Origin of the sequence: Nocardia sp. CDC153 (assembly GCF_035818515.1) — a bacterium.
Taxonomy (GTDB): domain Bacteria; phylum Actinomycetota; class Actinomycetes; order Mycobacteriales; family Mycobacteriaceae; genus Nocardia.
In genome coordinates, this window is record NZ_JAYKYU010000002.1 from 225,802 (window position 1) to 238,700 (window position 12,899).

Annotated in this window: 8 protein-coding genes; 7 read left to right on the top strand and 1 reads right to left on the bottom strand. The window is 69.9% G+C overall.

All coding sequences use genetic code 11. The annotated features are described in order from the left end of the window. The first annotated feature begins 96 nt into the window (after nt 1-96). Nucleotides 97-3,195: an NAD-glutamate dehydrogenase domain-containing protein gene (locus VMT65_RS09215; protein WP_326307639.1), complete on the top strand. Its 3,099-nt coding sequence runs from the start codon at nt 97-99 to the stop codon at nt 3,193-3,195. Here VMT65_RS09215 and VMT65_RS09220 read toward each other — a convergent pair. Beyond that, nucleotides 3,179-4,705 carry a PucR family transcriptional regulator gene (locus VMT65_RS09220; protein ID WP_326307640.1) on the bottom strand — a complete coding sequence of 509 codons (1,527 nt, stop codon included), beginning with the start codon at nt 4,703-4,705 and terminating at the stop codon, nt 3,179-3,181. The genes VMT65_RS09215 and VMT65_RS09220 overlap by 17 nt on opposite strands. Before the next feature lie 141 nt (nt 4,706-4,846). On the opposite strand from VMT65_RS09220, the gene VMT65_RS09225 reads away from it, so the two are divergent. The 6 genes from VMT65_RS09225 to VMT65_RS09250 all read left to right on the top strand — a co-directional run bounded on the left by VMT65_RS09225 (nt 4,847) and on the right by VMT65_RS09250 (nt 12,875). After that, nucleotides 4,847-6,274 carry an aminobutyraldehyde dehydrogenase gene (locus tag VMT65_RS09225; RefSeq protein WP_326307641.1) on the top strand — a complete coding sequence of 476 codons (1,428 nt, stop codon included), beginning with the start codon at nt 4,847-4,849 and terminating at the stop codon, nt 6,272-6,274. Nucleotides 6,275-6,319: 45 nt separating this feature from the next. Next, nucleotides 6,320-7,657, top strand: coding sequence for a 4-aminobutyrate--2-oxoglutarate transaminase (gene gabT, locus VMT65_RS09230; RefSeq protein WP_326307642.1), 1,338 nt, complete (start codon nt 6,320-6,322; stop codon nt 7,655-7,657). 18 nt (nt 7,658-7,675) lie between these two features. Beyond that, complete coding sequence (locus VMT65_RS09235; protein WP_326307643.1) at nt 7,676-9,133, top strand: NAD-dependent succinate-semialdehyde dehydrogenase; 1,458 nt, start codon at nt 7,676-7,678, stop codon at nt 9,131-9,133. Nucleotides 9,134-9,279: 146 nt separating this feature from the next. Continuing rightward, the gene (locus VMT65_RS09240; RefSeq protein WP_442790211.1) at nt 9,280-10,833 is read left to right on the top strand and encodes an APC family permease; all 1,554 of its coding nucleotides are present in this window, start codon (nt 9,280-9,282) and stop codon (nt 10,831-10,833) included. 36 nt (nt 10,834-10,869) lie between these two features. After that, nucleotides 10,870-11,835 (top strand): nitrilase-related carbon-nitrogen hydrolase, encoded by a 966-nt coding sequence (locus VMT65_RS09245; RefSeq protein WP_326307644.1) that lies wholly within the window; start codon nt 10,870-10,872, stop codon nt 11,833-11,835. After that, nucleotides 11,835-12,875: an agmatine deiminase family protein gene (locus VMT65_RS09250; protein WP_326307645.1), complete on the top strand. Its 1,041-nt coding sequence runs from the start codon at nt 11,835-11,837 to the stop codon at nt 12,873-12,875. Before VMT65_RS09245 ends, VMT65_RS09250 begins: the two co-directional genes overlap by 1 nt. Nucleotides 12,876-12,899 lie beyond the last annotated feature (24 nt).

The following is a 12,899-nucleotide window of genomic DNA, read 5'->3' on the forward strand; positions in this document are numbered from 1 at the left end:
GGTGCTCGCACACTCCGCTTCGGCCACTGTGTCCCGCGTCTCTGTGCGGCAGATTGATGCGAAACCATCAAGGTCACGCGCAGGGAGTTGAATCGGATGAGTCTCGCAGCAGTGGTCGGCACGCTGGACCAGGATCGGGGGCACGCCGCGCCGCGGCTGGAATTCGATCCCGGCGCGCGGCCGCCCCGGGCGCGGTTGATCTGGCTGGGCGACGGTCCGTCGCTCACCGAGTTGATCGAGATCTTCTCGGCGCTGCGGCTGCCCGTCAGCACCCATGAGGTGCGCGCGGACGGTGAGGCCACCGAGCATCTGTTCACCTTCCGACCCGACGGCGTCGAGCCGACCGCGCCGGAGGCCGAGCTGCTGGCCGAGGCGTTCCTGGCCGCCGTCGCGGGCGACTTCGAGATCGACGGCTACAGCGGCCTCGTCGCCACCGCCGGATTGAGCTGGCGCGATGCCGTGCTGGTGCGCGCGGCCTGCCGCTGCCTGCGACAGGCCGGACTGCCCCTCGGCGGCCCGACCATCACCGAAATCCTCACGGCCCATCCGGATTTCGTGCGCGCGTTCGTGACCCTGTTCCATGCCCGCTTCGACCCCGCGCGGCCGGATCGCGCGGCGGCGACCGAGCGCGCCGAGGCCCAGATTCGCCACTGCCTCGAAGCCGCGACCACCCGCCCGGAAGACCAACTGCTGCGCGGGCTGCACACCTTCTGCACGGCGCTGCTGCGCACCAACTGGTTTCAGCCGCGCCGCGCCGTCGCCGCGTTCAAGATCGACCCGTCGGGGCTGTCACTCACCGGCCCGATCACCCCGTACCGGGAGATCTTCGTGCATTCCACGCGGGTGGAGGGCAGTCATGTGCGCGGCGGGGACATCGCGCGCGGCGGCCTGCGCTGGTCGGATCGCGTGGACGACTTCCGCACCGAGGTCCTGGCTCTGATGAAGACGCAGACGGTCAAGAATTCGGTGATCGTCCCGATGGGCGCGAAGGGCGCGTTCGTGGTGCGCGGCGGCAGTCCGGACGCCGCGGCGGTCGAGCACGCCTACGCCGCGTTCATCGGCGGCCTGCTGGACGTCACCGACAATGTCGTCGACGGCGTGCCCACCGCGCCGCCCGCCACGGTGGTCTACGACGACCCGGATCCCTACCTGGTGGTGGCCGCCGACAAGGGCACCGCGCGATTCTCGGATCTCGCGAATTCCATTGCGGTGGCACGCGGTTTCTGGCTCGGCGACGCGTTCGCCTCGGGCGGCTCCACCGGCTACGACCACAAGGCGCTGGGCATTACCGCGCGCGGCGCGTGGCGTTCGATCCGCGGGCATTTCGCCGAACTCGGCATAGACCCGGACACCCAGCCGTTCACCGTGGTCGGTATCGGCGATATGTCCGGTGATGTCTTCGGCAACGGCATGCTCGAGACCGGCCGCCTGCGCCTGGTCGCCGCCTTCGACCACCGCCACATTTTCCTCGACCCCGCCCCGGATCCCGTGCTCTCGCACGGGGAACGCACCCGATTGGCCGCGCTGGAGCGCAGCAGCTGGGCCGATTACGACCCGGCACTCATCTCCGAGGGCGGCGGAGTCTGGCCACGGACCGCCAAAACGATTCCGCTCTCACCACAGGTGCGCCGACTGCTCGGCGTCGACGAGACGGAAATGACCGCGCCGCAATTGGTTCGCGCCATCCTGTGCGCCGAGGTCGATCTGCTGTTCAACGGCGGCATCGGCACCTACGTGCGAGCGCGGGGCGAGCTCGACGCCGAGGTCGGCGACCCGTCCAACGACGAGGTGCGCGTGACCGCCGACCAACTGCGCTGCCGCGCGATCGGCGAGGGCGGCAATCTGGGACTGACCCAGCGGGCCCGCATCGACTACGCCGTCGCCGGCGGCCGGGTCAACGCCGATTTCATCGACAACGCGGGCGGTGTGGCCACCTCCGACCGCGAGGTGAACCTCAAGATCGCACTCAATGCCGCTGTGTCAGAGGGTCTTTCGACACTCGCCGAGCGGGACGCCCTGCTGGCCGCCAATGCCGACGAGGTGGTGCGCGCCGTGCTCGCCGACTGCGACGCACAGGCCCTGGCCATCAGCCTGGCCGAGGCGCACGCCCCCTTCCTCATCGACCGCCACGGCCGTCTGATCGAGAACCTGGAACAGGCCACCGGCCTCGAACGCTCCGCCGAATTCCTGCCCACCCCAGCCGAACTCGCGGCCCGCCACCGCGCCGGGCAGGGTCTGGTCCGCCCCGAGATCGCGGTCCTATTGGCCACGGCCAAGAATCTGGTCCGCGACGAACTGCTGGCCTCCGACGCCCCGCACGACCCGGTGGTCGCCGGGCTGCTGGCCGAGTACTTCCCCGAATCCGTGCGCGCCCTGCTGGGTGAGCACCGCCTGGCCCAGCACCCCGTAGCCCGCGAGATCGTCGCGGTGACGGCGGCCAATCGGGTGATCAACCGGGTCGGCCCGGGCCTGATCCACCGCCTCGAGGAGCGACTCGGTACCGACACCCCGCAGATCGTGTTGGCCTGCACGGTCGTCGACGCGGTGCTCGAGGTGGATCGCTGGTGGCGTGCGGCTTTGGCGTTGCCGGGGGTCTCACCGCAGGTCCGCATGGGTCTGCTCAAGGGCATTCAGGACGCGGTCGAACAGGCCGCCGCCTGGCTGCTCACCCACCGTTCGGCCGCCACCTGGTCGGCCGAAATCGACCATCACGCACCGCTGGTCGCCGAACTCACCGCGGTGCTCCCGCGCCCCGGCGGCCACCCCGGCCGCAATCTGGCCAATCTGCGCCTGCTCGCCCAGGCGCTGCCGCTCAGCGACACCGCGCGCCGCACCGGGCTCCCGGTCGCGCTGGTCGCCCAAACCTACCGGGAGCTGGGCGAACTCATCGGCTTGGACCGTCTGGCGACCGCGTTCGCCGCCACCCGCACCGCCGACCACTGGGAGACCCTGGCCGCCACGGTGCTGGCCGAGGAACTCCAATCCCGTTGGCACGCACTGGTGGCCGCGGTGCTGGCCGACGCCGCCGCGAACGATCTGGCCCGCGACCATGTCTCCCGCTGGAAGGACAGCCCAGCCGCCGATCGCCTGATCGAGCTGGTGGCCCGGCTGCACCGCTCCGGCACGGTCGATATCGCCCGACTGTGTGTGGTGAACGCCGAGTTGGCCGCCGCGGCGGTCACCGGCGGGCGATGACCGCGAGCAACAGTTCGGCGCGCACCAGCGCCTGATCGAGCTGACAGCCGAGCACCGATTCGATCTTCGCGACCCGGCTGCGCAGCGTATGCCGGTGCACGCCGAGGACGGTGGCCGCCGTCTCCCACTGCCCGTGCGCCTCGAGATAGGCGCGCAGGGAGCCGATGAGATCGGTGCCATTGCGCTCGTCGTAGTCGACGAGCGGCTGCAGCATGGCCTCGGAAACCGCGCCGAGCACCCGCTGCGCCTCCGGGAACGCCAGCAGCGCATGGCCCGCCGACGCGGCGAGCTCGAGCGGCCGGGCCCCGGGCAGCGCGGCGGAGGCGGCCAGTTCGGCGTGCTCCACGGCGGAAGTGAAGCGCCGCAAGGGTTGTGGGGCACTGAGACCCGCGCGCATGGTGGCGCGGACCGGCGCGGGCAGTCCGGTCAGCAGTTGTTCGGCGGTGTCGTCGGAATCGGAACCGGACAGCAACACCGCGACCCGATCCCCCGCGACATGCGCGAACAGCTGACGGTTGAGCGGACGCAGTTGCGCGTCAACGGCTTCCAGCGCCTGGACGGCCGCACCCGGGGACGCGCACCGCAGCACGAGGGCACGCACCCGGCCGGTCCGGTCGGCGGCGGTGCCCAAGGTCTGCCACATGGTGTCCGGATCCCCCGGCTCGGCCAGCAGCATGGCCATGGCCTGCGAGTTCAAGCGGTTCTGCGCGATCCGCAGTCGCGCGGGCTTCTCGAAATCGATGGCCAGCAGCGAACTGGCATGTCCGAGCAGCACCTGATCGACCGGACTCAGCGCCGCGTCGGTCACCACCGCAAGATACCCGTGCACGGTCTGACCGGCCGTAATGGCCTGCAGCACAAGGTATTGCCCGGATCCCACCTGAATGACGCCGCTGCCCGCGCCGTCACCGCGGGCACCGAGGAACTCCTCGATCCGCTCCAGTATCCCGGCCGCGGGCTTGCGCGGCTGCGCCTCGGCGATCGCCCCGTCGGCCCCGATCACCAGCACGGTGGCCGAGAGCGCCGCGGCCAATTCCTTGCTCATGGCCCGCGCCCCTTGGATGGCGGCCCGGGTCAGCCGCGGCTGCGCCCGCGAGGCCCGCAGCACCTGCTCGTACTCCTGATCGGCGAGGCGCTGCATGACCTTCTTGGTGATCGCGCCGAACGGCGTCGGCAGCGGCACCTCGAACAGCGGCAGTCCCAACCGGTCGGCGGCCTCGATCAGGTCCTCGGGCACGGTCTCGTAGGACAGCCCGACGCCGAACCCGAGGCCCGCGATCCCGACCGCGTGCAGGTCCTCCAGATACCGCTGTCGGTCCGCGCGACCGAGCGGCAATCCCATTCCGGTGGTGAGAACCAGCTCCCCGCCGGACATCCACTGCTGCGGTTCGGCCAGCTCGGAGGTGATCACCAAGGTGATGGTCCGGCCCAAACCCCCGCCGCCGCCCCGAAGGACCAGCCCCAGTTCGGGTTGGGACAGCACCCATCGGACCGGAATTCCCGAGTTCACAGCTCTCCCATGGCTACCTGGACAGATTGTCGAAACGACATTCTGCCGACGTGCCGATTCGGCGGGTGACGAGGGGGTGTGTGACACAGCACACTGGCGGTCGACACCAGCGCATCCCACGTCGAAAGAGATCGGGCATACATGAGTGAGACGCTTCGCAACTTCATCGACGGACAGTTCGTCGCCTCCGCCGCCTCGGAGTCGTTCGAGCTGATCAGCCCGGTCGACGAGACCGTGGTCGGCCGCAGCCCGATTTCCGGCCCGGCCGATATCGATGCCGCGGTCGCCGCCGCGGATCGCGCGTTTCCCGCCTGGAAGGCCGCCACCCCGAGCCAGCGTCAGGCCGCACTGTTGAAGCTGGCCGACGCCATCGAGGCCAATGCGGACGCGCTGGTCGAGGCGCAGTGCCGCGAGACCGGTCAGCCCAAGCACCTGGTCGCCAGCGAGGAGGTCGCCACGGGCGCCGATCACCTGCGCTTCTTCGCCGGTGCCGCGCGGCTGCTCGAGGGCAAGTCCGCGGGCGAGTACATGCCCGGCTTCACCTCCTACGTCCGCCGCGAGCCGGTCGGCGTCATCGGCCAGGTGACGCCCTGGAACTACCCGCTGATGATGGCCATCTGGAAGATCGGCCCGGCGCTGGCGACCGGAAACACGGTGGTGCTCAAGCCCAGTGACACCACCCCGGGCAGCACCCTGAAACTCGCCGAACTCTCGCGGGGCATCCTCCCCGACGGCGTCCTCAATGTCGTGCTCGGCACCGCCGCCACCGGTGCGACGCTGGTCGGCCATCCCCGACTGGACATGGTGGCCATCACCGGCTCGGTGCGCGCGGGCATCGCGGTGGCGACCGCGGCGGCCGAGCAGGTCAAGCGCGCGCATCTGGAACTCGGCGGCAATGCGCCGGTGGTGGTGTTCGCCGACGCCGATCTGGCGTTGGCCGCCGAGCGCATCGGCGATGCCGCCTTCTTCAACGCCGGACAGGACTGCACCGCCGCCACCCGGGTCCTGGTACATGAGTCGGTGCACGACGATTTGGTCGCGGCCCTGGTGAAGAAGGCGCAGACCGTGAAGCCGGGCCTGCCCGACGATCCGGAGGCCGCCTACGGTCCGCTCAACAATATTCGCCACTTCGAGTCGGTGACCGGCAAACTCGCCGCGCTGCCCGCGCACGCGAGCGTGGCCACCGGCGGCGAACGCGTCGGCGAGCGCGGCTTCTACCTCGCGCCGACCATCATCACCGGTGTGCGCCAAGACGATCCGATCGTGCGGGAGGAGACCTTCGGCCCGATCATCACCGTCCAGCCGTTCGCCGACGAGGACGAGGCCGTGCGCCTGGCCAACGACGTCGACTACGGCCTGGCCTCGAGCGTCTGGACCCGCGATCACGGTGTGGTGCAGCGCGTTTCGGCCGCCCTCGATTTCGGCGCCGTGTGGGTGAACTGCCACATCCCGCTGGTGGCGGAGATGCCGCACGGCGGTTTCAAGCGCTCCGGCTACGGCAAGGACCTCTCGGCCTACGGCGTCGAGGACTACACCCGCATCAAGCACGTCATGAGCGCACACGACTGACGGCGCTCCCCCGCTCCAACCCCTTTCCCGCAGAAGGACTTCCGAATGACCGACATCACCTATCGACTCCCGCAGCAGCGGGTGTTGCACACCGAGCTACCGGGCCCGCGCTCGCAGGAGCTGACCGCGCGCCGCAAGGCCGCCGTCGCCGCGGGTGTGGGCTCCACCGCGCCGGTGTACGCCGCCGCCGCCGACGGCGGCGTCATCGTGGACGTGGACGGCAATTCGCTCATCGACCTGGCCGCGGGCATCGCGGTCACCAATGTCGGCGCTTCGCATCCCAAAGTCGTTGCGGCGGTGCGGCAGCAGATCGAGCGCTTCTCCCACACCTGCTTCATGGTGACCCCGTACGAGGCCTACATCGAGGTCTGTGAGCGGCTGGCCGAGCTGACCCCCGGCACGCACGAGAAGCGCAGCGTGCTGTTCAACTCCGGCGCGGAGGCGGTCGAGAACGCGATCAAGGTGGCGCGCTTGGCCACCGGCCGCACCGCGGTCGTCGCCTTCGACCACGCCTACCACGGCCGCACCAACCTCACCATGGCGCTGACCGCGAAAAACATGCCCTACAAGGCGCATTTCGGCCCGTTCGCGCCCGAGGTGTACCGCATGCCCATGTCCTACCCGTTCCGCGACGGCGGTCAGGACGGCGTGAGCGCGGCACGCGAGGCGATCTCGCGCATCGAGAAGCAGATCGGCGCGGACTCCCTGGCGGCGATCATCATCGAACCGATCCAGGGCGAGGGCGGATTCATCGTCCCCGCACCGGGATTCCTGCCGACCCTGGTGGACTGGGCGCGCGCCAATGGCGTGGTGTTCATCGCCGACGAGGTGCAGACCGGCTTCGCCCGCACCGGTGACTGGTTCGCCTGCGAGGCCGAAGGCGTTGTGCCCGATATCATCACAATGGCCAAGGGCATCGCGGGCGGCATGCCGCTCTCGGCCATCACCGGCCGCGCCGAGCTGCTCGACGCCGTGCACGCGGGCGGTCTGGGCGGCACCTACGGCGGCAATCCGGTGGCCTGCGCCGCCGCGCTGGCCGCCATCGACGCCATCCGCGACCACAATCTGCCCGCCCGCGCCCGCCACATCGGCGAGGTCGCCACGGCGCGCTTCGCCGAACTGGCACAGCGGGTTCCGGCCATCGGCGACATCCGCGGCCGCGGCGCGATGCTGGCGCTCGAGTTCGTGCGCCCGGGCACCACCGAGCCCGACGCGGCCCTCACCGCGGCCGTCGCCAAGCGCTGCCTCGAGCGGGGTGTCATCACCCTGACCTGCGGCACCTACGGCAATGTGATCCGCCTGCTACCCCCGCTGGTCATCACCGATGAAGTGCTCGACGAGGCGCTGACGGTGCTGTGCACCGCCATCGCCGAGCTCGCCTGAACCCGGTCTAGGAGAACGATGTTGGAATACGACCGGATCAGCGACCTGATCCCCACCGGTGTCTGGATCGACGGCGCGGCCGCGCCCGCCGTCTCGGGATCCTCCTTCCCGGTACGCAACCCGGCCACGGGCGAGATCCTGACCGAGGTCGCCGATGCCTCCGGCGCGGACGCGCTGCGCGCCCTGGATTCCGCCTGCCGCGTCCAACCCGCCTGGGCCGCAACCGCTCCGCGGGAGCGCGCGGTGATCCTGCGGCGCGCCTGGGATATCCTGATGGAGCGCACCGAGGAGATCGCGCTGCTGATGACCTTGGAGATGGGCAAGACCCTCGCCGAGGCGCGCGGCGAGGTCGCCTACGGCGGCGAATTCCTGCGCTGGTTCAGCGAGGAGGCCGTGCGCATCGGTGGCCGCTACACCGACTCCCCCGCCGGAACCGGCCGCATCCTGGTCACCAAACAGCCCGTGGGCCCGTGCCTGGCGATCACGCCGTGGAACTTCCCGCTGGCCATGGGTTCCCGCAAGATCGGGCCCGCGCTGGCGGCCGGATGCACGGTGATCGTGAAGCCCGCCGAGGACACCCCGCTGACCATGCTCGCGCTGGCCCGCGTCTTCGCCGATGCCGGACTGCCCGCGGGCGTGCTGTCGATCGTTCCCGGCAGCGACGCCGCGGGGATCACCGCGCCGCTGCTGGCCGACCCGCGCCTGCGCAAGGTCACCTTCACCGGTTCCACCCGCGTCGGCAAGCTGCTGCTGCGCCAGGCCGCCGACAATGTCCTGCGCACCTCGATGGAGCTCGGTGGCAATGCCCCGTTCATCGTCTTCGAGGACGCCGATCTGGACGACGCGCTGGCCGGGGCCATGGCCGCCAAGATGCGCAATGGCGGCGAGGCGTGCACCGCGGCCAACCGCATCTACGTGCACAACTCGATTCGCGAAGAGTTCGCCTCGCGACTGGCCGAGCAGATCGGCGCGCTGCGCGTCGGTCCCGGCTACGAGTCCGGCGTGGACACCGGCCCGCTCATCAACGAGCGCCAGCGCGACAACGTCGCGGCCCTCGTGCAGGACGCGATCGAGGCGGGCGCGGTGGTCCGCACCGGCGGCAAGGCCATCGACGGCCCCGGCTGGTTCTTCCAGCCCACCGTCCTCGACGAGGTGCCGCGCACCGCGCGCATGCACCGCGAGGAGATCTTCGGACCCGTCGCCGCCGTCTACGGTTTCGACACCGAGGACGATGTGGTGGCCGCGGCCAATGACACCGAATACGGTTTGGCCGCTTACTTCTACACCCGGGATCTGGATCGGGTCCTGCGAGTCTCGAACGCGCTGCAGGCCGGCATGGTCGGCGTCAATCGCGGCGTCATCTCCGATCCGGCCGCCCCGTTCGGCGGGATCAAGCAGTCCGGTCTGGGCACCGAGGGTGGATCCGAGGGGATCGACGAATACCTCGACACCAAATACGTCGCGCTCACGCGTTGACGTCACCCGGCGCACCGGCCCCTGAGCCGGATAACGCGCCCACCCGATTCGCGCGCCCTCTCCGCCGGATCGGTTCTCCATCGGCGAGGTCGCGCCGCACTCCGTAAAAGGTTGCGGCGCAGCCAGACCCAATTTCAGGAGCTTGGATGCTCGTGCAAAATGCCTCCGAGGCGACAATGCCGTCGCGTGATACCCAGGATGCCGCCAGCGGCAAGGGATTGGCCACCAACAAGGTCGGCACCATTGCCGGGGCCGTCCTGAGTATCGCGTCCATCGCGCCCGCCTACACCACCACCGCCAGTCTCGGCCTGATCGTGGCCGCGGTCGGCTTGAAGATGCCCGCGCTGCTGATCGCCGGGTTCATCCCGATGTTCCTCGCGGCCTACGCCTATCGCGAATTCAGTTCCGAAACCCCGGACTGCGGCGCCTCTTTCACCTGGTCGGCGCGGGCGCTCGGCCCGTATGTCGGCTGGATGGCCGGTTGGGGTTCGGTGATCGCCGTGGTCATCGTGCTGGCCAATATCGCGGCGGTGGGGGCGGAGTTCCTCTATCTGTTCATCGGACGCCTCGCGCATTCGGAATCGATTGCCGCCCTGGGCGACAACAAACTCATCAATATCGTGACCACGCTGGCCTTCCTGGCGGCGGCCGGGTGGGCGGCCAGCCGCGGGATCAGCTCCAGCGAACGCGCGCAGTACGTGCTGGTCGGCTTCCAGCTGGTGGTACTGCTGCTGTTCGCGGGCATCGCGCTGGCCAAGGCGATCAGCGGGGACGCGCCGTCGGGGCTGAGCTTCGACATCGACTGGTTCAACCCGTTCACCGGACTCACCCTGGGCGCGTTCGCGATCGGCCTGATCGGGTCGGTGTTCATGTACTGGGGCTGGGACACCGCACTGACCCTCGGTGAGGAGTGCAAGGACCCGCAGCGCACCCCCGGCCGCGCCGGACTGCTCTCGATCCTGACCGTGCTGGGCACCTATCTGCTGCTCGCGGTCGCGCTCATGTGGTACGCGGGCGTCGGCGACACCGGCATCGGTCTGAGCGGTGACGCCGCGCACGACAACGTCTTCGGCGCACTGGCCGAACCGGTGATGGGCGGCGCGGGCGAGCTGCTGCTGTTCGCGGCCGTGCTGGTCTCCACCATCGCCAGCCTGCAGGCCACCTTCCTGCCCGCCGCGCGCGCCATGCTGGCCATGGGCACCTTCAAGGCGCTGCCGCCGCGCTTCGCCAGCGTGCACCCGGTGTACCAGGTGCCGCGTTTCGGCACCGCGGTCGCCGCGATCGTGGCGGGCGGCTTCTACGCCATCACCGCGCTGCTGTCGCAGCATGTACTGCTGGATACCATTGCGGCACTGGGCATCATGATCTGCTGGTATTACGGCATCACCGCCTTCGCCTGCGTCTGGTACTTCCGCAACCGCTGGTTCGCCTCGGCCCGCGACTTCCTGTTCAAGCTGGCGTTCCCGCTACTGGGCGGCACCATGCTGCTGGTCGTGTTCGGCATCTCGGTGCGCGAGAGCCTCAAACCCGAAGTCGGCAGCGGCGCATCGATTTTCGGCGTCGGGCTGGTGTTCTACCTGGGCTTCGGCATCCTCGCGCTGGGCGCGGTGCTGATGCTGGCGCAGCGCTGGCGGCACCCGGAGTACTTCCGCGGCGCGACCCTGCCGCGCGCGGTGTCCGGCGATCCCATGCCGTCGTAGCCGAAGCCCCCCAGAGCATTTCGAGAAGGAGTAATCATGAACGTCCTCACGTGTTTCGAACCGCCCGTCTCGCACGCCCGGGTCGAGGCCCCCGTCCGCGAGCCGCTGCGCGTGGCCCTGGTCCAGCACCGCTGGCAGGCCGATACCGCCGCGATGCGCGCCGAACTGAACGAGGGCATCGCCAAGGCCGCCGAGCTCGGGGCCAAGGCGGTCTTCCTGCCCGAGGTGACCTTCAGCAAGTACCCGGCCTTCGTTCGCGGCGGCGACAACCCCGCCGCCGACGCCGAGGATCCGGAGACCGGCCCCACCTTCACCTTCGCGGCCGAGGCGGCCGTCGAACACGGCATCTTCGTGCACGCCTCGCTCTACGAGCGCGCCGATCAGGGCGACGGCCTGGGCTTCAACACCGCGATTCTGGTGTCCCCCAAGGGCGAACTGGTCGGGCGCACCCGCAAGCTGCACATCCCGATCAGCGCGGGCTACTACGAGGACACCTACTTCCGGGCGGGCCCGGCCACCGACGAGGCGTACCGGCCGCACAGCCACGCCGATCTCGGCGACGTGCGCATCGGCATGCCGACCTGCTGGGACGAATGGTTCCCGGAGGTGGCCCGCATGTACTCCCTCGCCGGGGCCGACGTGATCGTCTACCCGACCGCCATCGGCTCGGAGCCGTCCTTTCCCGCCTTCGACACCCAGCCGCTGTGGCAGCACGTGATCGTGGGCAACGGCATCACCGCGGGCACCTTCATGATCGTGCCCAACCGCTACGGCGACGAAGGCGAAATCACCTTCTACGGTTCGTCTTTCATCTCCGACCCGTACGGCCGGATCCTGGTGCAGGCCCCGCGCGACGAATCCGCGGTGCTGGTCGCGGATCTGGACCTGGATCAGCGCAAGGATTGGCTGACGCTGTTCCCGTTCCTGGAGACCCGCCGCCCCGACACCTACGTGCGCCTGACCGCGCCGGTCGAGCGCGATTACCCGTTCGGGCGGGCGTGATGACCGCCGAGGGCGCGGCCTGGCGGATGCCCGCCGAGCATGCGGCACACCGCCGGACCTGGATGGCGTTCCCGCCGGTCGGTTCGGAGATCACCGCGACCCCGGAGGCCGTCGACGAGGCGCGGGCCGCCTGGTCGGCCGTCGCCCACGCGGTCGCGGAGTTCGAGCCGGTGACCATGGTCGTCGATCCGGCCGATGCCGCCGACGCTCGAAAGATGCTGTCGGGCACGATCGAACTGCTCGAAGCACCCCTCGACGACGCGTGGATGCGCGATATCGGTCCGAGTTTCGTGCACGCGGCCGACGGCTCGGTGGCCGCGGTGGACTGGGTGTTCAACGGCTGGGGCCAACAGGATTGGGCTCGCTGGGGCAAGGACTCGGCCATCGGCCGGGCCGTCGCCACCGCGGCCGGGGTGCCGATCGTCGACTCGCCGCTGGTGAACGAGGGCGGCGGCATCCAGGTCGACGGCGCGGGCACGGTCATCCTCACCGAGACCGTGCAATTGGATCCCTTCCGCAATCCCGGCCTCACCAAGGCCGAGGTGGAGGCCGAACTGCGGCGCACCATCGGCATCGACACCGCGATCTGGCTCCCGCGCGGACTGTGGCGGGATTCGCAGCGCTTCGGCACCCGCGGGCACGCCGATATCGTGGCGGCGCTGCCGTCGCCGGGTGTGGTGCTGGTGCACGACCAGCGCGATCCCGAGCATCCCGACCATCAACTCAGCCGCGACTTGATCAAGCAGTTCACGACCGAAACCACCTCCGCCGGAACGCCTTTCGAGATCATTCCGGTGCCCGCCCCGCGCACCCTGCGCGACGAGGAGGGCTTCGTGGACTACAGCTACATCAACCACTACGTCTGCAATGGCGCGGTCATCCTGTGCGGCTTCGACGACCCGTCCGATGCCGAGGCCGCCGACATTCTGTCCCGGGTCTACCCCGGCCGCGAGATCGTGCTCGTCGACGCCCGCCCGATCTTCGCGCGCGGCGGCGGAATTCACTGCATCACCCAGCACGAGCCGCTCCCGGCTCGCTGACCCCGCGCCCAGGTCGCGGGACTG